The sequence below is a fragment of the Stenotrophomonas sp. CFBP8980 genome (assembly GCF_034046095.1).
GTDB classification, from domain to species: domain Bacteria; phylum Pseudomonadota; class Gammaproteobacteria; order Xanthomonadales; family Xanthomonadaceae; genus Stenotrophomonas; species Stenotrophomonas lacuserhaii.
Genome location: NZ_JAXCXF010000006.1, coordinates 94,344 through 120,661, shown reverse-complemented (window position 1 = coordinate 120,661; position 26,318 = coordinate 94,344). Strand labels below are relative to the sequence as shown.

Here is a 26,318-nt window from a genome sequence, read left to right as displayed (position 1 = left end):
ACCATGAACCGTCCGGTCAGGTTTCGTTGGCGACGCCGTGCGGCACGTGGCCGGCCGCGACGTGTTCGCGGGCACTGTCGATGTTGTGCTGCGAATCGTCGAAGAAGATGTCCGCGCCGAAGGCCTGCAGGAACGGGCCTTTGTGGCGGCCGCCGAGGAACAGCGCTTCATCCAGGCGCACGCCCCATTCGCGCAGCGTGCGGATCACCCGCTCATGCGCAGGCGCCGAGCGCGCGGTCACCAGCGCGGTGCGGATCGGCGCGTCTTCTCCCGACGGGAACACTTCCTGCAACGTATGCAGCGCCGACAGGAAGCCGCGGAACGGGCCCCCGCTCAAGGCTTCGCGGGCGCGCTCGCGCTCATGCCGGCCGAAGGCTTCGACCCCCTGCTCGCGCGAAATACGCTCGCTTTCATCGCCGAAGATCACCGCATCTCCATCGAAAGCGATCCGCAGTTGCCCGGCCGGGCGCCGGGTATCCACTACCTGGTCGGCGGCGGCGGCCGCGGTCTCGCCCGGCGGCTTGGGCAGGATGGTGGCCGCGGCGATGCCGTGGCGCAGCGCGCTGCGTACCGATTCGGGATTGGCCGACAGGAACAGATCCGTGCCGAAGGGCTTCACGTAGGGCCAGGTCGGCTCGCCGGCAGTGAACGTGGCGCGGATGATGCCCAGCCCGTAGTGCTGGATCGAATTGAAGATGCGCAGGCCCGTATCGGCCGAATTGCGCGACAACAGGATCACCTCGACGCGCGGATTCTCCGGGCCGGCACCCTGGTTCAGCGCCAGCAGTTTGCGCACCACCGGGAACGCCACGCCGGGGCCCAGCACGTCGTCTTCGTGCTCGCGCTGGTACTTGGCGTAGGCATCCACGCCATCGCTTTCGAACAGCGCGTGGCTCTCTTCCAGGTCGAACAGGGCGCGCGAGGTCACCGCGACGGTCAGCAATCGGGGAGTGTTGTCGCCCATCGGGGAATTCCTTGCAGCAACCGGCGGTTGCCGGCGGCCTATTGTCGCTCAGAACACGAACTGTTCGGACAGGATCCTGTCTTCGAGGTTGTGCTCCGGGTCGAACAGCAGGGTCACCTGGCGGTCGCGGCACTCGCGGATGGTCACTTCCACCACGTCGCGGGTCTCGTGCGAGTCGGCGGTGACACTGACTGGGCGCTTGTAAGGATCGAGCACGCGGAAGCGTACTTCGGTATCGGCCTTCAGGATCGCCCCACGCCAGCGGCGGGGCCGATACGGCGCCAACGGGGTCAGCGCGATGGTGGCCGAGCCCAACGGAAGTACCGGGCCATGCGCGGAATAGTTGTAGGCAGTGCTGCCGGCCGGGGTGGCCACCAGCACGCCATCACCGATCAGTTCAGCCACCCGTTCCTGGCCGTTGAGGTCCACGCCGATGTGCGCGGCCTGCCGGGTCTGGCGCAGCAGCGAGACATCGTTGTAGGCCAGCGATCCGGTCGAGGTCCCCGATTCGGTCAGCGCGGTCATCTGCAGCGGCCGCAGGTGGGCCGGCTCGGCCAGTGCGATGCGCGCGGCCACGTCGTCCGCGTCACGGTACTGGTTCATCAGGAAGCCCACCGTGCCCAGTTTCATGCCGAACACCGGCCGGCCGAGGTGGCCATACCGGTGCAGGGTCTGCAGCATGAAGCCATCGCCGCCCAGCGGACACAGCACGTCCGCCGCGTCGGGCGCATGCTCGCCGTGGCGCGCCACCATGGCGGCGAGGGCAAGCCGTGCCGGCTCGGTGTTGCTGGCCAGGAAGGCAATGCGGGGGGAATCGCTCATGCAGGATGTCCGGTGGTGCGCGGGTACCGGTAGAGCATAACCGGACGTGGCGCGGAATCCGCGCCACGTTGGCTGATGCGGGGCGGTGACGACCAACGGTCGTCGCCCACCTTGAGCCAGGTCACCGGGGGGCTTACCCCCCGTGCGAGGCCAGCTGGCCCAGGCGCTGCACCGCGACCGAGACGGTCGGGTAGTCCAGGGTCTTCTGCTCGGCCAGTTCGCCCAGCATGGCCAGGGTAAAGCGCAGGCTGTTGTCGTCACGACCGACCCACGCAGCCACCTTGGCTTCGGCGGTGCCGCCCTTGGTGGCCAGCACCTGGCCGGCCAGGTTGCGGTGGTGGGCCGCCAGCTCGTCACGCAGCACGCCGCGTGCCACCGCATGCCAACGGCCGTTGACCTCCAGCGCATCGACCTGCTCGAACAGCCACGGCAGGCTCAACGCCTCGCCCAGACGGAAGTGGATTTTGGACACATCCACCGGCTTGAGCTTGCGGGTACGTGCCAGTTCGATGATGTCGAACGCCGGGGCCAGGAAGTGCAGCTCGGACAGCTGCTGCGCCAGGCCGGCCGGCAGGCCCTTTTCGACCCACTGCTGCACCAGCGCTTCGTAGGTCGGACGCTGCGCATCAGGCAGCACGCCGGAAGCCACGCGGATGTCGTTGAACGGACCCTGGTAGCGGTTGACCGCCTCGGTGATGCCCGGCATCGGGCCGGGGCGGAACAGCAGCCAGCGCACGAAGGCACGCTGCAGTTTCCAGATCACTTCCAGCGCATCGACCTGCACCGATTCGGGCACCTGTCCGTCCAGTGCGTCGATCTGCGCCCACAGCGCGCGCGCATCCAGCGTTTCGCGGCTGATGGTATAGGCCTTGGCGACCTCGGCGATGGAACGGCCGGTGTCTTCCTGCATGCGCATCAGGAAGGTGGCACCCATCCGGTTGATGGTCTGGTTGGTCACTGCCGTGGCGATGATTTCGCGCTTCAGGCGGTGGCGTTCCATGGCATCGGCATACTTCTTCTGCAGCGGCTGCGGGAAGTAACGCTGCAGCTCCTTGGACAGGTACGGATCTTCCGGGATGTCCGATTCCAGCAGCTGCTGGAAGGCCACCAGCTTGGAGTAGGACAGCAGCACCGACAGCTCCGGACGGGTCAGGCCCTGGCCGCGCGCCTTGCGCTGGGACAGCTCGGCATCGGACGGCAGGAACTCGATCTGCCGGTCCAGCAGGCCCTGCTGTTCCAGGGTGCGGATGAAGTGCTGCTTGGAGCCCAGGCGCTTGACCGCCATCCGCTCCATCAGGCTCAGGGCCTGGTTCTGGCGGTAGTTGTCATTGAGCACCAGCGCGGCCACTTCGTCGGTCATCGACGCCAGCAGCTTGTTGCGCTGATCGACGGTGAGCTTCTTGGCACGCACCACGTCGTTGAGCAGGATCTTGATGTTCACCTCGTGATCGGAGGTGTCCACGCCGGCGGAGTTGTCGATGAAGTCGGTGTTGAGCAGCACGCCGGCCTGGGCCGCTTCGATGCGTCCCAACTGGGTCATGCCGAGGTTGCCGCCCTCGCCCACCACCTTGCAGCGCAGTTCGCTGCCGTTGACGCGCAGCGCGTTGTTGGCGCGGTCGCCGACATCGCTGTGCTGCTCGCTGGTGGCCTTGACGTAGGTACCGATGCCGCCGTTCCACAGCAGGTCGACCGGAGCCTTCAGGATCGCGCTCATCAGGTCGTTCGGCGACAGCGCCTTGACCGTATCTTCCAGGCCAAGCGCCTCACGCACCTGCGGGGTGATCTCGATCGATTTCAGCGTACGCGGGAAAATGCCACCGCCCTTGCTGATCAGCTTGGCATCGTAGTCGGCCCAGCTGGAACGCGGCACGGTGAACATGCGCTCGCGTTCGACGAACGAGCTGGCCGCATCCGGATTCGGATCCAGGAAGATGTGGCGGTGGTCGAACGCAGCCACCAGGCGGATGTGGCGCGACAGCAGCATGCCATTGCCGAACACATCGCCGGACATGTCACCCACGCCTGCGGCGGTGAAGTCCTGGCTCTGGCTGTCATGGCCCAGCGCACGGAAATGGCGCTTGACCGATTCCCACGCACCGCGTGCGGTGATGCCCATGCCCTTGTGGTCGTAGCCGACCGAGCCACCGGAGGCGAACGCATCGCCCATCCAGAAACCGTGCGCCACGGCCAGCCCGTTGGCGATGTCGGAGAAGGTCGCGGTGCCCTTGTCGGCGGCCACCACCAGGTACGGGTCGTCCATGTCGTGGCGGACCACGTCGATGGGCGGCACGATCTTGTTGTTGACGATGTTGTCGGTGATGTCCAGCAGACCCTGGATGAACAGCTTGTAGCAGGCCACGCCGTTGGCGAACACCGCATCGCGGTCACCGCTGGCCGGCGGGGTCTTGGCGAAGAAACCGCCCTTCGCGCCGACCGGGACGATCACCGTGTTCTTGACCATCTGCGCCTTGACCAGACCCAGCACTTCGGTACGGAAGTCTTCGCGACGGTCCGACCAGCGCAGCCCACCACGGGCCACCGCACCGAAACGCAGGTGCACGCCTTCCACGCGCGGACCGTAGACGAAGATCTCGCGATACGGACGCGGCTTGGGCAGGTCCGGCACCAGGGCGGCATCGAACTTGAAGCTGATGACATGGCCCGGACGCCCGTTGGCGTCGGTCTGGTAGTAGCTGGTGCGCAGCGTGGCATCGATCACACCCATGAAGCTGCGCAGGATGCGGTCTTCGTCAAGGCTGGAGACGCGGTCCATCAGCTTCAACAGTGCATCGCGCGCGGCCTGCATCTGACCGTCGCGATGCCCCCTGCGCGCGTCGACCACGGTCTTGAGCACCTTCAGGGTCGCCTCGTCGCCGGCGGCCAGTACGTCCAGGTGCGCCTTCAGCGTGGCCTGGCCGTGTGCGATGTCGTCCTTGCTCTCGTTGCCGGTCGCCGGGTCGAAGCGCGCTTCGAACAGTTCCACCAGCAGGCGGGCCAGCAGCGGATAGCGGGTGAAGGTGCCTTCCACATACGCCTGCGAGAACGGCACGCCGGTCTGCAGCAGGTACTTGCAGTAACCACGCAGCATCGCGACCTGGCGCCAGTGCAGGCCCGCGGCCAGCACCAGGCGGTTGAAGCCATCGTTCTCGGCATCGCCGTGCCACACGCGGGCGAAGGTCTCGCCGAATGCTTCATCGACACTGGCCGCGTCGATGGCACCGGCCACCGATTCGACCTCGAAGTCCTGCACGTACACCGGGGCATCATCCACCGTCAGGCGGTAGGGACGCTCGGAGATCACGCGCAGGCCCATGTTTTCCATCATCGGCAGCGCGTCCGACAGCGGGATGTCATCCAGCTGGCGATACAGCTTCAGGCGCAGGCCATCACCGTTTTCGCGCGGCACCGCCTGCAGGCTCAGGCGCAGGTCGTCCGGACCGGTCAGCGCATCGAGCTGGCTGACATCGCTGGCCGCCACGGCGGTGCTGTTGTCTTCGATGTAGCCGGCCGGCAGTGCCTTGCCGATGCGCGAGGCGATGCGCAGGCCTTCGGTCTCGCCGTGGCGGGATACCAGCGTTTCACGCAGGTCGTCCTGCCAGTTGCGCAGCAGGTGGGCCAGGTTCTGTTCCAGCGCGTTGGTGTCCACGTCGACCACCGGGCCGGCCTTCGGACGCACGATCAGGTGCACCTGGGCCAGCGGCGATTCGCCCAGCACCACCGAACTGTCCACGTGCTCGCCGTGCAGGGCGTCACGCAGCATCGCTTCGATGCGCAGGCGCACGTCGGTGTTGAAGCGTTCGCGCGGCAGGAAGGCCAGCGCGGAAATGAAGCGGGAATACTTGTCGCGGCGCAGGAACAGACGGCTGCGGACCCGCTCCTGCAGGCCCAGCACGCCCATCGCGGTGCGGAACAGTTCGTCTTCGCTGGACTGGAACAGTTCTTCGCGCGGCAGCGTTTCCAGGATGTGGCGCAGTGCCTTGCCGCTGTGGCTGGACAACGACAGGCCCGAGCGCTGCATCACGTGTTCATAGCGCTGGCGCACCAGCGGGATTTCCCACGGGCGGCGGTTGTAGGCGCTGGAGGTGAACAAGCCGAGGAAGCGCTGTTCGCCGATGATGTTGCCCTTGGCGTCGAATTCCAGCACGCCGATGTAATCCATGTAGCCGGCGCGGTGCACGCGCGAACGCGCGTTGGTCTTGGTCAGGATCAGCGCATCCTTCAGGCCCGTGGTGGTGTTCAGGCCCTGCGCGGCGAGCGTCTTGACCGGGCGCGCGGCGGACTTGTCGCGCCCCTTCATCAGGCCCAGGCCGGTGTCGTTGAGCGGCGCCAGCACGTCCTCTTTGCCGTCCTTCTGCACGCGGTATTCGCGGTAGCCGAAGAAGGTGAAGTGGTTGTCGGCGGCCCAGCGCAGGAACTCCTGCGCCTCCTTGCGCGAGGCATCGTCGACCGGCAGCTGGCGGCTGCCCAGGTCGTCGGCCACGGCCAGCGCCTTGTCGCGCATCGGCTGCCAGTCGCGCACGATCGAACGCACTTCTTCCAGCGCCCTGACGATGCCCTGCTCGACTTCGGCCATTGCTTCCGGGCTCTGGCGGTCCATCTCCAGCAGCATCACCGATTCGATCTCGCCCTCGCCGACCTTGGCCAGCTTGCCGGCCTTGTCACGGCTGAAGCGGATCACCGGGTGGCCCAGCACATGCACGCCGATGCCCTGCTCGGCCAGCGCCATGGTCACCGTGTCCACCAGGAACGGCATGTCGTCGTTGACGATCTGCAGCACGGTATGCGGCGATTCCCAGCCATTGCCCTTGGCGGTGGGGTTGAACACGCGCACGTTGGCCTTGCCGATCTTGCGGTTGCGCGCGAACTCCAGCGTGTCAGCGGCCAGCGCGGCCCATTCTTCCACGCTGTGGTGCGGGAACTCGTCCGCTTCCATGCGCTTGTAGAAGTCGGCGGCGAACGCTACTGCCTCGGCCTGCCCGGCCGCGGGGTATCGCTTGCGCAAGGCCGTGTACACCGGTTCCAGCGAGAAACCAGTTGCCGGGACAAGCTGGGTTTCCGCCGTGGCGGGCTTGGTTTTCACGGTTTTGACTGCAGACTTTTGCGATTTCATGGCAGAGCGAGTCGTGTTGCCCAGTTGGGAAAATGAAATTGTAGCCCTGTTGCAGGAAAAGGCCTTGCTGCAGGACGGAATATGCAGATACGGGTTGGGTGCGGTTTACATCGGACGCAGCGACCGGACGCACCGTTCACCCACGTACGGCTGTCGCGACCGGCGGTCGATGCCGACAGGATCGGCAAAGCCTGTGACAGAACATGCCGCAACACGTCTCAAAACGTTTCCACAATCCTGAACTGGACGGTATAGTCCACTCCGTGAACCCCGCTCCCCTCCCCGCTGCCGACATGGACGCGCGCGATCTTCGTGTGTTCGATGCGGTGCGCGAACTGCTCGCCCGGCATGGCATGCAGATGAGCATGGAAGCAGTAGCCCAGCACGCGGGGTGCTCCAAGCAGACCCTGTATTCGCGCTACGGCAGCAAGCAGGAACTGATGCGCCGGGTAGTGGAACGGCACGTCTGCCGGGCCACAGCCGGGTTGCGCGGCCTGCGCGAAGACGACCTGCGCGGCAGCCTGATGCAGTTCGCCACCGATTATCTCGAGCATTTCAACCAGCCGCACGTCGCCCAGGCCTGCCGGATGATTTCCGCCGATGCGGCGCAGTTTCCCGACGAGGCCCGCAGCCTGTGGCGCGACGGCACCGGGACGCTGACGCTTCACCTTGCTGAATGGATCGAATCCGCGATCGCGCGGGGGCAGCTTCGGCATGACGACCCGCACTTCATGGCCGAGCTGCTAATCAGCATGATCGGTGGCCAGGATTTCGATCGGCAACGCTTCCACATGCCTCATCGCGACGACGCCGGGACGCGTCGGCGCTGGGCTGGATTTTCCGTCGACAGCTTCCTGCGCGCGTTCGCGCCGGCCGCTTCGCCCCAACCGCATTCAAACCAACTCCGGAGTTTCTCCTGATGATCGCCCCACTCCGCACCCTCGTACTGACGTGCGCTGTTGCCATTGCCCTGGCTGGCTGCAAGAAAGAAGAACAGCAGGCACCGCCGCCGCCGGAAGTGGGCGTGATCGATGCCAAGCCGCAGACCCTGCCGCTGCAGCGTGAGCTGGTGGGCCGGCTGTCGCCGTTCCGCAGCGCTGATGTCCGCGCCCGCGTGCCGGGCGTGCTGCTCAAGCGCGTCTACCAGGAAGGCAGTGAGGTCAAGCAGGGCCAGACCCTGTTCCTGATCGACCCGGCGCCGCTGCGCGCCGAGCTCAACGCCTCTGAAGCCCAGCTCGCCTCGGCCCGCGCTACCTATGCCAACGCCAAGGTCGCCGCGGATCGTGCGCGCTCGCTGGCCCCGCAGAAGTATGTATCCAAGGCCGACCTGGACAACGCCGAATCGGCCGAGCGCACCGCGCTGGCGGCGGTGAAGCAGTCCGAGGCAGCGGTCAGCAGCTCGCGCATCAGCCTGGGCTACGCCGAAGTCACCGCGCCGATCAGCGGCGTGGCCGGCAAGCAGCAGGTCACCGAAGGCGCGCTGGTCGGCCAGGGCGACGTCACCCTGCTGACCACCGTGGACCAGCTGGATCCGCTGTACGTGAACTTCTCGCTGAGCGTGGACGAGCTGTCACAGCTGCGCGCCGCACAGGCCAAGGGCGCCCTGGCGCTGAGCGGCGATGGCAAGGCCACCGTGCAGGTCAAGCTCTCCGATGGCACCACCTACGGCCAGAACGGCACGCTGGACTTCTCCTCGACCACGGTCGATCCGGCCACCGGCGCGGTATCGCTGCGCGCGGTGCTGCCGAACCCGGACCGGATCCTGCTGCCCGGCGCCTTCGTCAGCTTCCAGGCCACCCTGGGCGAGCGCAACAACGCCTACCTGGTGCCGCAGCAGGCGCTGCTGCGTGATGCCACCGGCGGCTACCTGATGGTGGTCGGGGCCGATGGCAAGGTGGTGCGCCGCAACGTCAAGACCGAAGGCGCGCAGGGCGGCAACTGGCTGGTCACCGAAGGCCTGCAGCCGGGTGACAAGGTGGTGGTCGCCGGCGTGCAGAAGGTCAAGGAAGGCGCACCGGCAACGGCCAAGCCGTGGAGCCCGGAGCAGGCTGCCGCCGCTGCCAAGGGTGCACCGGCGCAGGGCCAGGCACCGGCCGCCCAGGGTGATGCCGCCGCCGATGCGGCCGCGCCCGATGCAGCCCAGCAGGCTCCGGCCGCTGCCGAGCAGGCAGCGCCGGCCTCCGATTCGACCAAGCAGTAACGGGAAAACTCCGTCATGCCTAAATTTTTCATCGAACACCCGGTCTTTGCCTGGGTGGTAGCGATCCTGATCTCGCTCAGCGGCGTGATCGCGATCCTCAACCTGGGTGTGGAGTCCTACCCCAGCATCGCCCCGCCACAAGTCACCGTGTCGGCCACCTACCCGGGCGCCAGCGCGGACACCACGGAAAAATCGGTCACCCAGGTGATCGAGCAGCAGCTGACCGGTATCGATCACCTGCTGTATTTCAGCTCCTCGTCCTCGTCCAATGGCCGCGCCACGGTCACCCTGACCTTCGAAACCGGCACCGATGCGGATATCGCCCAGGTGCAGGTGCAGAACAAGGTCTCGCTTGCGACCCCGCGACTGCCCAGCGAAGTGACCCAGCAGGGCGTGGTGGTGGCCAAGGCCAATGCCGGCTTCCTGATGGTGGTGGCGCTGCGTTCGGATACCGGCGGCAACAGCCGTGACGCGCTGAACGACATCGTGGCCTCGCGCGTGCTGGACCAGGTCTCGCGTATTCCCGGCGTGGGCAGCACCCAGCAGTTCGGTGGCGAGTACGCCATGAACATCTGGCTCAACCCCGAGCGCATGCAGGGCTACGGCCTGTCGGCCAGCCAGGTGTTGGCGGCGGTGCGCGAGCAGAACGTGCAGTTCGCCGCCGGTTCGCTGGGTTCGGACCCGGCCCCGGTGGGCCAGCACTTCACCGCCACGGTATCGGCCGAAGGCCGCTTCAGCACTCCCGAAGAGTTCGAGAACATCATCCTGCGCGCCAACCCGGATGGCTCGCGCGTGCTGTTGAAGGACATCGCCCGGATCGGCTTCGGTGCGGGCAACTACGGCTTTGATACGCAGTACAACGGCAAGCCGACCGGTGCCTTCGCCATCCAGCTGCTGCCCGGTGCGAATGCACTGAACGTGGCCGAAGCGGTGCGCGCGAAGATGGACGAGCTGCAACCGAGCTTCCCGGCCGGTGTCAGCTGGTTCTCGCCGTACGACAGCACCACCTTCGTGAAGATCTCCATCGAAGAAGTGATCAAGACGCTGGTCGAGGCCATCATCCTGGTCTTCCTGGTGATGCTGATCTTCCTGCAGAACTTCCGGGCCACCCTGATCCCGACGCTGGTGATCCCGGTCGCGCTGCTGGGTACGTTCCTGGGCATGTGGATGATCGGCTTCACGATCAACCAGCTGACCCTGTTCGCGCTGGTGCTGGCGATCGGCATCGTGGTCGATGACGCGATCGTGGTGATCGAGAACGTCGAACGCATCATGACCGACGAAGGGATGGCGCCGAAACAAGCCACCCAGAAGGCAATGACCCAGATCACCGGCGCGGTGGTGGCCATCACCGTGGTGCTGGCGGCGGTGTTCATCCCATCTGCGCTGCAGGGCGGTGCGGCCGGTGAGATCTACAAGCAGTTCGCGCTGACGATCGCCATCTCGATGGCGTTCTCGGCGTTCCTGGCGCTGGGCTTCACCCCGGCGCTGTGCGCGACCTTCCTCAAGCCGACGCACAACGACAAGCCGAACATCGTCTACCGAACCTTCAACAAGTACTACGACAGGATCAGCGGCACCTACGTGGGCCACATCACCTCGGCGGTGAAGCATGCGCCGCGCTGGATGATCCTGTTCGTGGTGCTCGGTGCGTTGTGCGCGTTCCTGTTCACCCGCATGCCGGGCAGCTTCCTGCCCGAGGAAGACCAAGGCTACGCACTGGCCATCGTGCAGCTGCCGCCGGGTTCGACCAAGACCCAGACCAACGAAGTGTTCGCGCAGATGCGTGGCATCCTGGAAAAGCAGGAGGGCTTCGAAGGCCTGCTGCAGATCGCAGGTTTCAGCTTCGTCGGTTCCGGCGAAAACGTGGGCATGGGCTTCATCCGGCTCAAGCCCTGGGCCGACCGCGAGGTCACCGTGCCCGAGCTGATCGGCAACATGAACGGCGCGTTCTACGGCATCAAGGAAGCGCAGATCTTCGTGGTCAACCTGCCTACCGTGCAGGGCCTGGGCCAGTTCGGCGGCTTCGACATGTGGCTGCAGGACCGGACCGGTGCAGGCTTCGAGCAGCTCACCAATGCCCGCAACACCCTGCTGGGTGCGGCCGCGCAGAAGAGCGACCTGCTGACCGGCGTGCGCCCCAACGGACTGGAAAACGCCCCGCAGCTGGCCCTGCACGTGGACCGCGTGCAGGCGCAGGCAATGGGCATGTCGGTGTCGGACGTGTACAGCACCATCCAGCTGATGCTGGCGCCGGTGTACGTCAACGACTTCTTCAGCGAAGGGCGCATCAAGCGCGTGACCATGCAGGCCGATGCGCCGTACCGCACCGGCGAAGCATCGCTGAAGAGCTTCTACAGCCCGTCCACGCTGGACACCAATGCCGACGGCACCAGCACGATGATCCCGCTGAGCACCGTGGTGCGCTCGGAATGGGTATCGGCGCCGCCGTCGCTGAGCCGCTACAACGGCTACTCGGCGGTGAACATCGTGGGCTCGCAGGCACCAGGGCGCAGCTCCGGTGAAGCGATGACCGCGATGGAAGACATCGTCCGCGATGAACTGCCGGCCGGCTTCGGCTACGACTGGTCCGGCATGTCCTACCAGGAAATCCTGGCGGGCAACGCCGCCACGCTGCTGCTGGTACTGTCCATCGTGGTGGTGTTCCTGTGCCTTGCCGCGTTGTATGAAAGCTGGTCGATCCCGGTCGCCGTGCTGCTGGTGGTGCCGCTGGGCGTGCTGGGTGCGCTGGTGTTCTCGATGGCCCGCGGCCTGCCCAACGATCTGTTCTTCAAGATCGGCCTGATCACGGTGATCGGCCTGGCGGCGAAGAACGCGATCCTGATCGTGGAGTTCGCGGTGGAACAGCGCGCTGCCGGCAGGACCCTGCGCGACGCCACCATCGAGGCGGCCCGCCTGCGCTTCCGTCCGATCCTGATGACCTCCTTCGCCTTCATCATGGGCGTGATCCCGATGGCCATCTCCACCGGCGCCGGCGCCAATTCCCGCCACGCCATCGGTACCGGCGTGATCGGCGGGATGGTGTTCGCCACCTTCCTCGGCCTGCTGATGATCCCGGTGTTCTTCATCGTGGTCCGCCGCATGCTGGGCGACAAGCTGGACGAGCCCTCCAAGGAGTTCGTGGAGCGCCAGCACGAAGCAGAGGGCGCACACCGCCCGGACCGCTGAGGGTAGTGACGGCCGCTGAGCGTCATGCCTTTCCAGCCGTCACGCTTCAAATGAAAAGGCCCCGGATCACTCCGGGGCCTTTTTTTGATTCGCACCCGCCGCTCAACGCAGTACGGCAACCACCGCGCACGCCAACACGATGGCCAGCGATGGCCATTGCATGGGCAGGTAGAAGAAGTGATGCCGCGCCGGCACGCCCTCGGGGCGCACGCCGCGATTGAGCACGACCCCCAGCACCACGTTGATTGCCGCGCCGATGCCGCAACCCAGCAGGAACTGCGCCAAGGTGATGTTGCCCTTGGCGACGGACGGATCGGGGTACAGCCAGAGCAGCAACAGCACTGCGACGATCGGTGTCAGCAGGGTAAAGAACCCTGCACCGCGATAGATGACCATGCCCGTACCTGTCTTGAAAGGACGGGCATTCTAGGTGATCGCAGCAATGAAGCGGCTCATGGATCCGCTTCATTGCGTTCGCCCAAGCCTCAGCGCAGCCCGGTTTCGTTGCGCGCGATGACCAGACGCTGGATCTCCGAAGTGCCTTCGTAGATCTCGGTGATCTTGGCGTCACGGAAGTAACGCTCCAGCGGCATTTCCTTCGAATAGCCCATGCCGCCATGGATCTGCACGGCCTGGTGGGTGATCCACATCGCCGCTTCGGATGCGGTCAGCTTGGCGATCGCCGCTTCGTTGCTGAAACGCTTGCCCTCTCCCTTCACCCATGCCGCACGCAGGGTCAGCAGCAGGGCCGCGTCCAGTTTGCACTTCATGTCGGCGATCTTGGCCTGGGTCATCTGGAACGTGCCGATGGCCGCACCGAACGCCTTGCGCTCCTTCACATATTCGATCGTCGCTTCATACGCCGCACGGGCAATGCCGATGGCCTGCGAGGCGATGCCGATGCGGCCGGCGTCGAGCACGCCCATCGCGATCTTGAAACCCTCGCCTTCCTGGCCCAGCACGTCTTCAGCCTGTGCCACGTAATCGTTGAACTCGATCTCGCAGGTCGCCGATGCGCGGATACCGAGCTTGGGCTCGGTCTTGCCGCGGCTGAAGCCTGCGTTGTCGGTGTCGATCAGGAACGCGGTGATGCCCTTGGCGCCTTTGTCCGCATCGGTCATCGCGAACAGGACGATGTACTTGGCCACCGGACCGGAGGTGATCCAGCTCTTCTTGCCGTTGATCACGTAGCTGCCGTCGGCCTGCTTGACCGCGCGGCAGCGCATGGCCGTGGCATCCGAGCCGGACTGCGGCTCGGTCAGTGCGAAGGCGCCAATGGCGGTCCCTTCGGCGATGGCGCGCACGTACTTCTGCTTCTGGGCTTCATTGCCGTGGGTGAGGATGCCGTTGCAGAACAGCGAATTGTTGACCGACATGATGGTCGAGTGGGCCGCGTCACCGGCAGCGACTTCCACCATGGCCAGCACGTAGGCGATCGGGTCCATGCCCGCGCCGCCATACTCGGCCGGCACTTCGATGCCCATCAACCCGTTCTCGCCCAGCAGCTGGATGTTGGCCAGCGGGAACTCGCCGGTGCGGTCATGGTGCTCGGCGCTGGGCGCGATTTTTTCCTGCGCGATGCGGCGCGCGACGTCCTGCAGCATCAACTGCTCTTCGGTAAAGCTGAAATCCACAACGACCCCTCCCGGGTAATGAATCAGGGATTGTACTGGGGGCGGGGTATCGCCAGCTGACTGGGGCGCTGAACCTTGAAGTCCTCCACCCACGGCCGGCTGCGCCGCCTGGTAGCGCCGAGCCGTGCTCGGCGGATTCCCGCCACCCACGCACCGCTGCGCTCGCCGACCATGGGTCGGCGCTACCGTGTGGCCGCCCTGGTAGCGCCGAGCCGTGCTCGGCGGAACCCCTCCCCCCACGCACCGCTGCGCTCGCCGACCATAGGTCGGCGCTACCGTCTTGCCGCCCTTCCCCGCTTTGGTAGCGCCGAGCCGTGCTCGGCCGATTGACGCCGCCCACGCACCGCTGCGCTCGCCGACCATGGGTCGGCGCTACCGTCTTGGCCGCCCTCCCCCGCTTTGGTAGCGCCGAGCCGTGCTCGGCGGAATCCCTCCCCCCACGCACCGCTGCGCTCGCCGACCATGGGTCGGCGCTACCGTCTTGGCCGCCTTGGTAGCGCCGAACCGTGCTCGGCGGAATCCCCCCGCCCACGCACCGCTGCGCTCGCCGACCATGGGTCGGCGCTACCGTCTTGCCGCCCTTCCCCGCTTTGGTAGCGCCGAGCCGTGCTCGGCGGAATCCCTCCGCCCACGGCCCGCTGCGCTCGCCGACCATGGGTCGGCGCTACCGATCCGAACGCGTCACGGATCCATGGGCCAGCGGCACCAGGCAAAGGGATAGACACCCAGCCGATCGACAAGACCCGCTCTTACGGGATTGGCCGCGATGTAGCGCGCCTGCTTGAGCAGCGATTCGTCCGACCGCAGCGCGTGCTCGAAGTAGCTGGGCTGCCACAGCCGTGACGCGGATCCGGCCGCTTGACCGATCAGACGGCTGCTGCGTGATTTGAACCGTTGCATGCAGGCACCCAGCGTGCCCTGGCGCAGCTGCAGCAACCAATGCACGTGGTCGGGCATGACGACCCAGGCGAAGGTATGGCTGATACCCGCACGCTCGATGTCACGCAGGCAATCGACAACGATCGCGGCATTGCTGGAAACCTCGAACACTGGACAACGTGCGCGGGTAACCGTGGTCAGGACGTAGACGCTGCCTGGGCGAGAAAAGCGCCCGCGGTGGAGATGGCGACTCGACATACACCAAGTCTCGGGCAGGCGTTCAGATGCGGGGATCAGCAGATCAAGCAGCATTGGATGGGAAAAGCGCCCGGTAGCGCCGAGCCATGCTCGGCGGAATCCCGCCGCCCACGCACCGCTGCGCTCGCCGACCATGGGTCGGCGCTACCGTCTGGCCGCCCTGGTAGCGCCGAGCCATGCTCGGCGGAATCCCTCCGCCCACGCACCGCTGCGCTCGCCGACCATGGGTCGGCGCTACCGTCTGGCCGCCCGGTAGCGCCGAGCCATGCTCGGCGGAATCCCTCCGCCCACGCACCGCTGCGCTCGCCGACCATGGGTCGGCGCTACCGCCGACCTCCGGTTGCTTGACCGTTCATCGCCTGCAGGCGAAAATATCTCTCTATCGCGATAGGTGGATATTTATGGATCTCGAGGATTGGTCGACCCGGCTGAAAGTGTTCGCCGACGCCACCCGGGTGCGCCTGTTGGCGCTGCTGGAGCAGGAAGAACTGACTGTGGCCGAGTTGTCGGCGATCACCCGGCTGGCCCAGCCACGGGTATCGACGCATCTGGCACGCCTGAAAGAGGCCGGGCTGGTGCGCGACCGGCGCGCGGGCGTGTCCGCGTATTACCGCTTCGACGACGCCCAGCTGGACCCGGCACAGCGCGCATTGTGGCATGCCTTGAGCACCGGCAGCGACGACCCGCTGCTGCGCCAGGACGCCGAACGCGTAGCCTCGGTGCTGGCCAGCCGTGCCGCCGACCAGAACTGGGCCGACAGCGTGGCCGGTGACATGGAACGGCATTACTCCCCGGGCCGCACGTGGGAGGCGTTGGCACGCACCGCGTTGCCCCTGCTGGAAACCGGCGACGTGCTGGATATCGCCTCTGGCGATGGCGTGCTCGCTGAACTGGTGGCCCCGCATGCCAGCCGCTATGTGTGCATCGACACCAGCGCGCGCGTGGTCGCCGCCGCCAGCGAGCGCCTGCGCCGCCTGCCCAACGTGGAAGTGCGCGAAGGCGACATGCATGCCCTGCCCTTCAAGGATCGCAGCTTCGACCTGGTGGTGCTGATGCATGCACTCACCTACGCCGCCAAGCCGGCCCAGGCAGTGACCGAAGCGGCCCGCGTGCTGCGCCCGGGCGGCCGTCTGCTGCTGTGCAGCCTGGCCCGCCATGAACACAAGGCGGCGGTGGACGCCTACGGCCACGTCAACCTCGGCTTCAGTGACAAGGAGCTGCGCAAGTTCGTCGACAAGGCCGGGCTGCAGGTATCGAGCCTGGAGACAGTGACGCGCGAAAAGCGCCCGCCGCATTTCGAAGTCATTTCGCTGATCGCCAACAAAGCCTGAGGTCGCCGTGCCCGCCCTGCCCTGGTTGCATCCCGAACGTGCCACTGCCCTGCTGAGCGCCCTGCGCGAACGCATCCTGATCATTGACGGTGCGATGGGGACGATGATCCAGCGCCATGGGCTGCAGGAGGACGATTATCGGGGTGAGCGCTTCATCGGCGGCGTGGATACCCGTGCCGACGGCCACGTGCATGGCGCCGGCTGCGACCATGGTCCGGTGCAGGAGCAGGACCTGAAGGGCAACAACGACCTGCTGCTGCTGACCCGGCCGGAAATCATCGCCGGCATCCATACCGAGTATCTGCAGGCTGGCGCGGACCTGGTGGAGACCAACACGTTCAACGCCACTTCGGTCAGCCAGGCCGACTACCATCTCGAGCATCTGGTGTACGAACTGAACAAGGCCGGCGCCGCCGTGGCGCGTGCCTGCTGCGATGCGATGGAAGCGACCACCCCGGACAAGCCGCGCTTCGTCATCGGGGTGCTCGGCCCAACCAGCCGCACCGCCTCGATCAGCCCGGACGTCAACGATCCCGGCTTCCGCAACACCAGCTTCGACGAGCTGCGCGACACCTATCGCGAGGCCATCGACGGGCTGATCGATGGTGGTGCCGATACGTTGATGGTGGAAACCATCTTCGACACGCTCAACGCCAAGGCAGCGCTGTTCGCCGTGGAAGAGGCCTTCGATGCGCGCGGCGCACGCCTGCCGGTGATGATTTCCGGCACCATCACCGATGCCTCCGGACGCACCCTGTCCGGGCAGACCGCCGAAGCCTTCCATGCCTCGCTGGCGCATGCGCGACCGCTGTCGATCGGGCTCAACTGCGCACTCGGCGCCGATGCGATGCGCCCGCATGTCGAAACCCTGTCCCAGGTGGCCGGCTGCTACATCAGCGCCCACCCCAATGCCGGCCTGCCCAATGCGTTTGGCGAGTACGACGAAACCCCCGAAGAGATGGCCGCCACCCTGCGTGGCTTCGCCACTGATGGCCTGCTGAACCTGGTCGGCGGCTGCTGCGGCAGCACCCCGTCGCATATCCGCGCCATCGCCGAGGCGGTCGCCGGCCTGCCGCCGCGTGCGCTACCCGGCGCAAGGGAGCAGGCGGCATGAGCAAGGCCCCTCATACCCGCCTGTCCGGACTGGAACCGCTGGTCATCACCCCGGACCTGCTGTTCATCAACATCGGCGAGCGCACCAACGTCACCGGCAGCGCCCAGTTCCGCAAGCTGGTCAAGGAAGAGCGCTACGAGGAAGCGGTCGACGTGGCGCGCCAGCAGGTGGCCAGCGGTGCGCAGATTCTCGACGTCAACATGGACGAAGGCCTGATCGATTCGGAGGCGGCGATGACCCGCTACCTCAACCTGATCATGTCCGAGCCGGACATCGCGCGCATCCCGGTGATGGTCGATTCCTCCAAGTGGAGCGTGATCGAGGCCGGGCTGAAATGCCTGCAGGGCAAGAGCGTGGTCAATTCGATCTCGCTCAAGGAAGGCGAAGACCTGTTCCGCGAGCATGCGCGCAAGGTCCTGCGCTACGGCGCCGCTGCGGTGGTGATGGCCTTCGATGAAGCCGGCCAGGCCGATACCTGCGCACGCAAGGTCGAGATCTGCAAGCGGGCGTACCGCATCCTGGTGGATGAAATCGGCTTCCCGCCGCAGGACATCATCTTCGACCCGAACATCTTCGCCGTCGCCACCGGCATCGAAGAGCACGACAACTACGCGGTGGACTTCATCGAAGCCACCCGCATCATCAAGCGCACGCTGCCGCACTGCCATGTCTCCGGCGGCGTGTCCAACGTGTCCTTCTCCTTCCGCGGCAACGAGACGGTGCGCCAGGCGATCCACTCGGTGTTCCTGTACCACGCCATCGCCGCCGGCATGGACATGGGCATCGTCAACGCCGGCGCGATGCCGATCTACGACGAACTGGACGCGGAGCTGCGCGAACGCGTGGAGGACGTGATCCTCAACCGCCGCGCCGATGGCACCGAGCGCCTGCTTGAAATCGCCGAGCGCTACAAGGGCAGCAAGGGCGCGGCGAGGGTCGAAGACCTCGCCTGGCGTGAGAAGCCGGTCACCGACCGCCTGGCCCACGCGCTGGTGCACGGCCTGGATGCCTGGGTCGAGCAGGACACCGAAGAAGCGCGGCAGGCCTCCACGCGCCCGCTGGATGTCATCGAAGGTCCGCTGATGAACGGCATGAAAGTGGTCGGCGATCTGTTCGGCGCCGGCAAGATGTTCCTGCCGCAGGTGGTCAAGTCGGCGCGGGTGATGAAGAAGGCGGTGGCCTACCTGCTGCCCTGGATCGAAGCGGAAAAACTGCGCAGCGGCGACACCGCGCGCAGCAACGGCAAGATCATCATGGCTACGGTCAAGGGCGATGTGCACGACATCGGCAAGAACATCGTCGGCGTGGTCCTGGCCTGCAACAACTTCGAGGTGATCGACCTGGGCGTGATGGTGCCGGCGCAGAAGATCCTGGATGCCGCACGCGCCGAGAACGCCGACATCATCGGACTGTCCGGCCTGATCACCCCGTCGCTGGAAGAGATGAGCCACGTGGCGCGCGAGATGCAGCGCCAGGGCTTCGAGGTGCCGTTGATGATCGGCGGCGCCACCACCTCGCGCGCGCACACCGCGCTGAAGATCGACCCGCATTACAAGGCACCCACGGTGTGGGTGAAGGATGCCTCGCGTGCGGTCGGCGTGGCGCAGTCGCTGATCTCGCGCGATCTGCGCGACGCCTTCGTGGCCGCCAACGAAGCCGACTACGCCGACATCCGGCTGCGCCACAGCAACCGCGGCGATGCCAAGCGCCTGGTCAGCCTGGCCCACGCACGCGGGCAGCGTTTCGATGGCGGCTGGGCGGACTACGTGCCGCCGGCGCCCAACCAGCCCGGACTGCATGTGTTCGATGACTATCCCTTGGCCGAACTGGTGGAATACATCGACTGGACGCCGTTCTTCCAAGCCTGGGAGCTGGCCGGCAAGTATCCGGCGATCCTCACCGATGAGATCGTCGGCAGCCAGGCCAGCGAGCTGTATCGCGACGCGCGGCAGATGCTGGACCGCATCGTCAAAGAGCGGTGGCTGCAGGCACGCGCGGTGTTCGGGCTGTGGCCGGCCAACAGCGTGGGCGATGACGTCCGCGTCCAGCACCCAGACGGCGAGGCCACGCTGCATTTCCTGCGCCAGCAGGTCGACAAGCCGGCCGAGCGTCCGGATTTCTGCCTGGCTGATTTCATCGCCCCCGCCGACAGCGGTCGCCAAGACTGGATCGGTGCGTTCGCGGTGACCGCGGGAATCGGCATCGATGCGCACGTGGCGCGCTTCGAGGCCGCCCATGATGACTACAACGCAATCCTGCTCAAGGCCTTGGCCGACCGCTTCGCCGAAGCGCTGGCCGAGCGCCTGCACCAGCGCGTGCGCAAGGAATTCTGGGGCCACGCCAACGACGAGACTCTCGACAACGACGCCCTGATCGCCGAGAAGTACAGCGGCATCCGGCCTGCTCCCGGCTATCCGGCCTGCCCGGAACACAGCGAGAAGGACACCCTGTTCCGGCTGCTGGACGCACAGGGCAACGCCGGCATGCAGCTGACCGAAAGCTTCGCGATGCTGCCCACGGCCGCGGTTTCGGGCTACTACTTCAGCCACCCGAAGAGCCAGTATTTCGTGGTTGGCCGGGTCAGCCGCGAGCAGGTCACCGATTACGCCCGGCGCAAGGGCGTGGACCGCGTGCAGGCAGAGCGCTGGCTGGCCTCCAACCTGGATTACGATCCGGAATAAGGCCGCGAACCGCCCGCTGCGCTCGCCGACCATGGGTCGGCGCTACCGATGCCGGACGGGGATAATGCCGCGAACCGCCCGCTGCGCTCGCCGACCGTGGGTCGGCGCTACCGATGCTGGCCGGGGGTAGCGCCGAGCCGTGCTCGGCGAGCGCAGCGGCCAAAGCCGCCGAGCATGGCTCGGCGATAGCGTGGCGGCGCTTACCAGACCAGGTCGTCAGGCACCTGATACTGCGGATCGGCGTAGGGATCATCCTCGGCCGGTGCGTTCGGGTCCACCTTCAGCGCCACGGCCTGGGCGAAGATCGCCTCGGCCTGGGCCAGCATCTCCGCGGTCACCAGCATGTAGCGCCCGGCGACCTGCACCACGCCCAGTTCGCCGGCGTTGAGTGCCTTCAGCTGGTCGGCGGTGACGTAGATGCGCTTGATCTTGCCGCCGTACGGGAAGTGCCGCGCGATCTCGGCCTCATCCACGTTCAACGAGGCGTCCTTCAGCAGCACTTCCAGCTTCGCCTTCGCCTCGCGGCGCACGCGGGCTTCTTCCTGCTTCTGGCGCTCGGCTTCGATGCGCTCTTCCTTCTCACGCTGCGCACGGATGGCATAGGCTTTGGCCAGGTCCATTTCTTCCTGCGAGCGCGGCTTGCGTGTGCCCTGTGGACGCGTGCCGGGACGGTTGCCGGGGCTGCCGGCATTACCCGGGCGGGCAGACGCCGGGCGGTTTTCACCCGGCTCGCCGTGGTTCGGCCGGGCACCGGCGTGCGCAGGCTTGCCGCCCGCGGGGCGGCCATCACGACGCGCCTCCGGCTTGCGGTCCGGCTTGCGGTCATTGCTGCGTTCAGGCTTCGGCGCGGGCTTGAAGCCCAGGCCCATCAGCTGGTCGCGGAGGGTATCGCTCATAAGGACAGATCAGTAGTGCGGCGGTGGCGGCTCATCCACCGGATCAGAGGAATACAGCGCGTTGCGGACCTTGCCCAGGTCCTCCAGCAATACCCGCATCAGGCCCTCGTTGCGGGAGCCCTCCATGCGTGCATCGGCCAGCGCCTCGCTCAGCTCGGCCAATGCCTGCTCCTGGAAGGAGACACGCATTTCCAGCTCGACCAGACGCGCTTCCAGCGCCTGCTCGCGTTCGCTCGATGAAGTTTCAGACATGCGTTGATCGTCCCCGGCCAATGACATGGAGCGCCAGTCCCGCCGGTTGTCCCGGCGGGTATGGCAGGGCGCGTGCGTGCCTTACGGCTGCACGGAAATGAGTTCGACGTCGAAGGTCAACGTGGCGTTCGGACCGATCGGGCCACCCTGGGTGCCGTTCTCGCCGTAGGCCAGCTCACCGGGGATCCAGAAGCGGTACTTCGAGCCCACCGGCATCAGCGAAACGCCTTCGGTCCAGCCCTTGATCACCTGGTCCAGGCCGAACTCGACCGGCTGGCCGCGCTGGTAGCTGCTGTCGAAGACGGTGCCGTCCAGCAGCTTGCCTTCGTAGTTCACCTTGACCTTGCTGCTCGGCAGCGGGCGCTCGCCGCTGCCCGGGCGGATGACCTGGTACTGCAGGCCCGACGCGGTGGTGACCACGCCCGGCACGGTCTTGTTCTTGGCGAGGAACGCATTGCCTTCCTGACGGTTGGTCTGGCCCAGCTGCGCAGCCTTGGCCTGCATTTCAGCCTGCTTGGTGGCCATGAAGGACTGCAGGATCGCCGCGCCCTCTTCCTGGCTCAGCTTCGGCTGGCCACCATCGAAAGCAGTCTTTACCGCGTCGAACAGCGCGTCCAGCTCGATGTCGCCCTTCAGCTCGGCCAGCGACGGGCCGACCATGTAGCTGCCCAGCATCAGGCCGACCTGGCGGTTGTCCACCTTCGGCGGCGCCGAACCCGGTGCCTGGCCCGGAACCTGCTGGCCATTGGCGATCGCCATGGAGGTACGCAGCGCCGTGTCGGTCTTCTGCGCATCGGCCTGGGTGATCAGCGGCTGCTTGCCATCGAAGGTGGCCTGCACGGCTTCACGCATGGCGGCCAGGTCGATGTGCGTCTTGATCGCTTCGAGCGAACGGGCGACATCGCCGCCGATGGCATAGCCGAGCTTCTGCTTGGAATTCAAATTACTGGTCTCCTTGGCTGCCGGGGCGGCAGCCGGTTGCTGCGACAGCGCCACGCCGGTGGTGCCCATCGCCAGAATCAGAACCGACGCCGCAGCGCCACGCATTCCCATCTTCATGTGTTGCATTCCTGGAAGTGAAAAAACGCCGACGTCGGCGCGAAAACACGCATTGTCGCACGCGTGTCCGATATGTCGAGGCGCACGTGCGTCGTTCAATGACCCGCAGGGGCCGCCAACGCGCGTTCGATCGCCGCCACCAGGTCCTTGTCATCCGGCTTCACCCGGCTCGGGAACTGGGCGATGACCGTGCCATCGCGCCCGATCAGGTACTTGTGGAAGTTCCAGCCCGGCGCTACGCCGGTGGCGGCGGTCAGCCCCTTGTACAGCGGGGTCGCCTGATCCCCGACGACATGCACCTTTTCGAACATCGGGAACTTGACCCCATAGGTCAGGGTGCAGAACTCCTGGATGTCTTTCTCGTCGCCCGGCTCCTGTCCCTTGAAGTCATTGGACGGGAAGCCCAACACGCTCAGACCGCGCGCGGAATATGACTTCTGCAGCGCCTCAAGGCCTTCGTACTGCGGGGTGAAGCCGCACTTGCTGGCGGTATTGACCACCAGCAGGACGCGCCCGTGATAGCGCTGGGCCAGGTTCACCGGGTCCTTGCCCGCCAGCGGGCGGTAAGCGACGTCCAGCAGGCCAGCGGCCGAGGCCATCAGCGGCAAGGCCAGGCTTGCGGCCACCAGCAGCGAACCCAGCAGACGGGGCAGGACCGGGCCGCGGCGCGGCAGGGAAACAGATCGCAGCATGGAAGGTGTTCCTGGCAGGAATAAAGGGCCGGACGCGGGGTCCGTATTTCGCCGCGAACTATACCACTGGGCCTTGTGCGCCTTATGTCGGCGATCGCGCAGCGCCCGCGGGCTGGCTTCGGTCGGGGTGGGTCGAACGGGTGGAAACCCGCTCGCGGGTGGCTGTAGTTGGGTTGCTGCTGGGGCCGGGCGGGGAGGCTGTGCGGGGCACGCGCAAGTACGTCCATGTAGCTCTTCGCGGCTCCTGCCGCTCAAGGCCCCGCACAGCCTCCCCGCCCGGCCCGCTGACAGGTTCCGGCGGCCGCCACCCGCGTTGGAAAAAGAGAAGAAAAGCGGTAGCGCCGACCCATGGTCGGCGAGCGCAGCGGGCCCTTGGCGGGAACATTCCGCCGACCATGGGTCGGCGCTACCGAAGGTCCGATGGCCCCCATGGACCCGTCGAAGGTGGGGCGGGGTGGCTGTGCAGGACCGTCTTTTCGCATGGATGCGAAAAGCGAGCCTCCATGGACGGATTCACGGCGTGTCCTGCACAGCCGCCCCGTCCCGCCAGCAAGCAGCCCTGCGGCTCTTGAGGTTGACGTTGCTTCGCTTCGGCTTGAAAACGCAACCGCCGGGTCCAGTCCGGACCACCCCTGCCATCAGTTGGTGACGCAGACCGCTTGCACTCTGAATCTGTGGTGTTATAGTTGACTACAACACCAGTCACCTGAGACAGGGGGAACCGATGAATACGTCAGTCCAACGTCGCATGACCCGTACGGCCGCCAGCGCGGCGGGCCTGCTGCTCCTGTCTTTGTGGTTCGGTGTGGCGCACGGCGGTGCCGACGAAAGCGAAGCCGCCTCCGCCCTCGACAGCCTGCAGGACGCAGGAATGCCGGACGCTGGGAATGCACCGCCGGCACCCTCCCCCCCGCGGCGGCTGAACAGCTCCCTGTCCATGCCGTATTTTTCTTTCGCACAGTCGCTGAATCCCCGGAGCTGACCATGAGCGATATCCAGTGGAGCGATGGCGCCCCCATCTACCGTCAGCTGAAGGAGCGCGTGATTGCCATGATGCTTGACGGAATCATCAAGCCGGGCGACGCCCTGCCCTCGGTCCGCCAGGTGGCGGCCGATTACCAGCTCAACCCCATTACCGTGTCCCGTGCCTACCAGGAGCTGGCCGATGAAGGCCTGGTCGAAAAGCGCCGCGGCCTGGGCATGTTCATGACCGACGAAGCGGCAACGCAGCTGCGCAGCAGCGAGCGCGATCGCTTCCTCAACGAAGAATGGCCGGCCGTGCTCGAGCGCATCCAGCGCCTGGGCCTGGACGTGAACGAACTGTTGACCCAGGGGAAACTCTCATGAACGCCGCAGCACACCAGGATGTGATCACCGCGCGGGGCCTGCGCAAGGCCTACAAGCGCACCCTCGCACTGGACAACACCAGCTTCAGCATTCCGGCCGGCCGCATCGTCGGCCTGATCGGCCCCAATGGCGCCGGCAAGACCACTGCGCTCAAGGCGCTGCTGGGCCTGACCTCGGTGGAAGGCGAGCTGAGCGTGCTCGGCAAGGATCCGCGCAGCCACCGCGATGAGCTGATGAACGATATCTGCTTCATCGCCGACGTGGCCGTGCTGCCGCGCTGGCTGAAGGTCCGCGAAGCCATCGATTTCGTTGCCGGGGTGCATCCGCGCTTCGACCGCGCCCGCTGCGAGCGCTTCCTGTCCACCACCAAACTGCAGCCGAAGCAGCGCGTTCGCGAACTGTCCAAAGGCATGATCGTGCAGCTGCACCTGGCCCTGGTGATGGCCATCGATGCCCGCGTGCTGGTGCTGGACGAGCCCACCCTGGGACTGGACATCCTGTACCGCAAGGAGTTCTACCAGCGCCTGCTGGAAGACTATTTCGACGAACAGAAAACGATCATCGTCACTACCCACCAGGTGGAGGAGATCGAGCACATCCTGACTGACGTCATGTTCATCCGTGACGGCAAGGTCGTGCTCAGCGCCGAAATGGACGAGGTCGGCGAGCGCTACACCGAAGTGCTGGTGAACGCCGACCAGCTCGATACCGCCCGCGCGCTCAAGCCGATCGACGAGCGCAGCCTGCCCTTCGGCAAATCCGTGCTGCTGTTCGACAACGTGCCGCGCAGCCAGCTGGCAACGCTCGGCGAAACCCGCAACCCCGGCCTGGCTGACCTGTTCGTCGCCATCATGAAGGGAACCTACGCATGAACGCCGTGAACCATCCGATCAGCAAGGCCGGCACCCTGCGCTGGCTGCTCAAGCGCGAATACTGGGAAAACCGCGGCGGTTTCCTGTATGCCCCGATCATCGCCGGCATCGCCTCGCTGGTGATGAGCACCATCGGCATCATCATCGGCCTGTTCGTGCTGCGCCGCGCCGCTTCGCAGGGCGACCTGCACATCAACAACAGCAACATCCAGGTCAACGGCCTGGACCTGGACCTGCTGACCCGCCAGCTGGATCCCAAGGATCTGGTGGAGCTCGGCAACGGCCTGGATGCAACGCTGGCGCTGAGCTCGGCGTGGCCGTTCGTGGTGATGGCCTTCGTTGTGTTCTTCTATTGCCTGGGCGCGCTGTATGACGACCGCCGTGACCGCAGCATCCTGTTCTGGAAGTCGTTGCCGCTGTCGGACACCCAGACCGTTCTATCCAAGGTGCTCAGCGCGATCGTGATCGCTCCGCTGATCGCCGTGGCGGCCTCGGTCCTGACCATGCTGTGCTTCCTGGGCGTCATTTCCATCGTGGCGCTGACCCATGGCGGCGACCCGATGTCGCTGATCTGGGGGCCGTCCAGCCCGCTGCTGCTCGCCGCCGGCCACCTGAGCTGGATCCCGGTGTTCGCCCTGTGGTCGCTGCCGACCGTCGGCTGGCTGCTGCTGTGCTCGTCCTGGGCCAAGAGCAAGCCGTTCCTGTGGGCGGTGATGCTGCCGCTGTTTGCCGGCATCGTGGTCAGCACCACCAAGGTGATGGGCCTGCTGGACATGACCAGCGGATGGTTCTGGCAGCACATCGTCGGCCGCCTGTTGCTGGGCACCGTGCCCGGCGTGGAACTGGCCTACCGCTCCGGTGCAGCCAGAGACGCCGAATCGATCGTCGAACTGCTGTCGCCGTCCAACCAGCTCGGTGCACTGGCCATGCCGGACCTCTGGATCGGCGCCGCGGTCGGCATCGTCTTCATCTTCCTCGCCATCCGCCTGCGCCGCCGCGCCGGCGAAATCTGAGTCAA

At 66.1% G+C, this 26,318-nt stretch carries 19 protein-coding genes; 9 read left to right on the top strand and 10 right to left on the bottom strand.

The genetic code is table 11. The features are described from left to right. Positions 1-16 precede the first annotated feature (16 nt). From SOM47_RS13530 to SOM47_RS13520, 3 genes are all read right to left on the bottom strand, one after another. Positions 17-964 (bottom strand): 5'-nucleotidase, encoded by a 948-nt coding sequence (locus tag SOM47_RS13530; protein WP_042614885.1) that lies wholly within the window; start codon positions 962-964, stop codon positions 17-19. A gap of 48 nt (positions 965-1,012) precedes the next feature. After that, complete coding sequence (locus tag SOM47_RS13525; protein WP_057507938.1) at positions 1,013-1,786, bottom strand: NAD kinase; 774 nt, start codon at positions 1,784-1,786, stop codon at positions 1,013-1,015. A 133-nt stretch (positions 1,787-1,919) separates the two neighbouring features. Further along, on the bottom strand, positions 1,920-6,896 hold the full coding sequence (locus SOM47_RS13520) for an NAD-glutamate dehydrogenase (protein ID WP_192083382.1): 4,977 nt from the start codon (positions 6,894-6,896) through the stop codon (positions 1,920-1,922). A 263-nt stretch (positions 6,897-7,159) separates the two neighbouring features. Here SOM47_RS13520 and SOM47_RS13510 point away from each other — a divergent pair, with 263 nt between their 5' ends. The 3 genes from SOM47_RS13510 to SOM47_RS13500 are packed head-to-tail and all read left to right on the top strand — an operon-like array spanning position 7,160 to position 12,285. Then, positions 7,160-7,816: a TetR/AcrR family transcriptional regulator gene (locus SOM47_RS13510; protein WP_320505922.1), complete on the top strand. Its 657-nt coding sequence runs from the start codon at positions 7,160-7,162 to the stop codon at positions 7,814-7,816. Next, positions 7,816-9,096, top strand: coding sequence for an efflux RND transporter periplasmic adaptor subunit (locus SOM47_RS13505; protein ID WP_320505861.1), 1,281 nt, complete (start codon positions 7,816-7,818; stop codon positions 9,094-9,096). Before SOM47_RS13510 ends, SOM47_RS13505 begins: the two co-directional genes overlap by 1 nt. Positions 9,097-9,111: 15 nt before the next feature. Further along, complete coding sequence (locus tag SOM47_RS13500; RefSeq protein ID WP_042614880.1) at positions 9,112-12,285, top strand: multidrug efflux RND transporter permease subunit; 3,174 nt, start codon at positions 9,112-9,114, stop codon at positions 12,283-12,285. A 102-nt stretch (positions 12,286-12,387) separates the two neighbouring features. Here the strand turns inward: SOM47_RS13500 and SOM47_RS13495 are convergent, their stop codons facing one another. The 3 genes from SOM47_RS13495 to SOM47_RS13485 all read right to left on the bottom strand — a co-directional run bounded on the left by SOM47_RS13495 (position 12,388) and on the right by SOM47_RS13485 (position 15,056). Further along, positions 12,388-12,681: a hypothetical protein gene (locus SOM47_RS13495; protein WP_042614879.1), complete on the bottom strand. Its 294-nt coding sequence runs from the start codon at positions 12,679-12,681 to the stop codon at positions 12,388-12,390. 89 nt (positions 12,682-12,770) lie between these two features. Next, the gene (locus tag SOM47_RS13490) at positions 12,771-13,946 is read right to left on the bottom strand and encodes an acyl-CoA dehydrogenase family protein (protein ID WP_414715810.1); all 1,176 of its coding nucleotides are present in this window, start codon (positions 13,944-13,946) and stop codon (positions 12,771-12,773) included. 654 nt (positions 13,947-14,600) lie between these two features. Further along, positions 14,601-15,056, bottom strand: a complete 456-nt coding sequence (locus SOM47_RS13485) for an REP-associated tyrosine transposase (protein ID WP_414715809.1) — start codon at positions 15,054-15,056, stop codon at positions 14,601-14,603. A gap of 401 nt (positions 15,057-15,457) precedes the next feature. On the opposite strand from SOM47_RS13485, the gene SOM47_RS13480 reads away from it, so the two are divergent. Genes SOM47_RS13480 through metH form a run of 3 tightly spaced genes read left to right on the top strand, consistent with a single transcriptional unit; the run spans position 15,458 to position 20,182 of the window. Then, complete coding sequence (locus SOM47_RS13480; RefSeq protein WP_042614877.1) at positions 15,458-16,387, top strand: ArsR/SmtB family transcription factor; 930 nt, start codon at positions 15,458-15,460, stop codon at positions 16,385-16,387. A 7-nt stretch (positions 16,388-16,394) separates the two neighbouring features. Further along, the gene (locus SOM47_RS13475) at positions 16,395-17,501 is read left to right on the top strand and encodes a homocysteine S-methyltransferase family protein (RefSeq protein ID WP_320505859.1); all 1,107 of its coding nucleotides are present in this window, start codon (positions 16,395-16,397) and stop codon (positions 17,499-17,501) included. Beyond that, a complete protein-coding gene (gene metH, locus SOM47_RS13470) occupies positions 17,498-20,182 on the top strand; it encodes a methionine synthase (protein WP_320505858.1) in 2,685 nt (894 codons plus the stop codon). Before SOM47_RS13475 ends, metH begins: the two co-directional genes overlap by 4 nt. A gap of 200 nt (positions 20,183-20,382) precedes the next feature. Here the strand turns inward: metH and SOM47_RS13465 are convergent, their stop codons facing one another. From SOM47_RS13465 to SOM47_RS13450, 4 genes are all read right to left on the bottom strand, one after another. Beyond that, a complete protein-coding gene (locus SOM47_RS13465; protein WP_320505857.1) occupies positions 20,383-21,078 on the bottom strand; it encodes a DUF2058 domain-containing protein in 696 nt (231 codons plus the stop codon). A 9-nt stretch (positions 21,079-21,087) separates the two neighbouring features. Further along, the gene (locus SOM47_RS13460) at positions 21,088-21,330 is read right to left on the bottom strand and encodes a SlyX family protein (RefSeq protein WP_101100590.1); all 243 of its coding nucleotides are present in this window, start codon (positions 21,328-21,330) and stop codon (positions 21,088-21,090) included. A gap of 81 nt (positions 21,331-21,411) precedes the next feature. Further along, positions 21,412-22,389: an FKBP-type peptidyl-prolyl cis-trans isomerase gene (locus SOM47_RS13455; protein ID WP_042614872.1), complete on the bottom strand. Its 978-nt coding sequence runs from the start codon at positions 22,387-22,389 to the stop codon at positions 21,412-21,414. Between the two features lie 95 nt (positions 22,390-22,484). Beyond that, a complete protein-coding gene (locus SOM47_RS13450; RefSeq protein WP_080335243.1) occupies positions 22,485-23,081 on the bottom strand; it encodes a glutathione peroxidase in 597 nt (198 codons plus the stop codon). Positions 23,082-24,065: 984 nt separating this feature from the next. On the opposite strand from SOM47_RS13450, the gene SOM47_RS13445 reads away from it, so the two are divergent. Genes SOM47_RS13445 through SOM47_RS13435 form a run of 3 tightly spaced genes read left to right on the top strand, consistent with a single transcriptional unit; the run spans position 24,066 to position 26,313 of the window. Beyond that, positions 24,066-24,428, top strand: a complete 363-nt coding sequence (locus SOM47_RS13445) for a GntR family transcriptional regulator (RefSeq protein ID WP_042615510.1) — start codon at positions 24,066-24,068, stop codon at positions 24,426-24,428. Beyond that, a complete protein-coding gene (locus tag SOM47_RS13440; protein ID WP_042615509.1) occupies positions 24,425-25,300 on the top strand; it encodes an ABC transporter ATP-binding protein in 876 nt (291 codons plus the stop codon). Before SOM47_RS13445 ends, SOM47_RS13440 begins: the two co-directional genes overlap by 4 nt. Next, entirely contained in the window at positions 25,297-26,313 is a 1,017-nt protein-coding gene (locus SOM47_RS13435; protein ID WP_042615508.1) for an ABC-2 transporter permease, read from the top strand. The genes SOM47_RS13440 and SOM47_RS13435 overlap by 4 nt, the downstream gene beginning before the upstream one ends. Positions 26,314-26,318: the final 5 nt, after the last annotated feature.

Bases quoted from the DNA above. Each gene is read 5' to 3' on its own strand.
- SOM47_RS13485 (WP_414715809.1), bottom strand. From the start codon at position 15,056: ATGTCGAGTCGCCATCTCCACCGCGGGCGCTTTTCTCGCCCAGGCAGC.
- SOM47_RS13530 (WP_042614885.1), bottom strand. From the start codon at position 964: ATGGGCGACAACACTCCCCGATTGCTGACCGTCGCGGTGACCTCGCGC.
- SOM47_RS13480 (WP_042614877.1), top strand. From the start codon at position 15,458: ATGGATCTCGAGGATTGGTCGACCCGGCTGAAAGTGTTCGCCGACGCC.
- SOM47_RS13450 (WP_080335243.1), bottom strand. From the start codon at position 23,081: ATGCTGCGATCTGTTTCCCTGCCGCGCCGCGGCCCGGTCCTGCCCCGT.
- SOM47_RS13465 (WP_320505857.1), bottom strand. From the start codon at position 21,078: ATGAGCGATACCCTCCGCGACCAGCTGATGGGCCTGGGCTTCAAGCCC.
- metH (WP_320505858.1), top strand. From the start codon at position 17,498: ATGAGCAAGGCCCCTCATACCCGCCTGTCCGGACTGGAACCGCTGGTC.
- SOM47_RS13500 (WP_042614880.1), top strand. From the start codon at position 9,112: ATGCCTAAATTTTTCATCGAACACCCGGTCTTTGCCTGGGTGGTAGCG.
- SOM47_RS13505 (WP_320505861.1), top strand. From the start codon at position 7,816: ATGATCGCCCCACTCCGCACCCTCGTACTGACGTGCGCTGTTGCCATT.
- SOM47_RS13520 (WP_192083382.1), bottom strand. From the start codon at position 6,896: ATGAAATCGCAAAAGTCTGCAGTCAAAACCGTGAAAACCAAGCCCGCC.
- SOM47_RS13460 (WP_101100590.1), bottom strand. From the start codon at position 21,330: ATGTCTGAAACTTCATCGAGCGAACGCGAGCAGGCGCTGGAAGCGCGT.
- SOM47_RS13525 (WP_057507938.1), bottom strand. From the start codon at position 1,786: ATGAGCGATTCCCCCCGCATTGCCTTCCTGGCCAGCAACACCGAGCCG.
- SOM47_RS13440 (WP_042615509.1), top strand. From the start codon at position 24,425: ATGAACGCCGCAGCACACCAGGATGTGATCACCGCGCGGGGCCTGCGC.
- SOM47_RS13455 (WP_042614872.1), bottom strand. From the start codon at position 22,389: ATGAAGATGGGAATGCGTGGCGCTGCGGCGTCGGTTCTGATTCTGGCG.
- SOM47_RS13445 (WP_042615510.1), top strand. From the start codon at position 24,066: ATGAGCGATATCCAGTGGAGCGATGGCGCCCCCATCTACCGTCAGCTG.
- SOM47_RS13435 (WP_042615508.1), top strand. From the start codon at position 25,297: ATGAACGCCGTGAACCATCCGATCAGCAAGGCCGGCACCCTGCGCTGG.
- SOM47_RS13495 (WP_042614879.1), bottom strand. From the start codon at position 12,681: ATGGTCATCTATCGCGGTGCAGGGTTCTTTACCCTGCTGACACCGATC.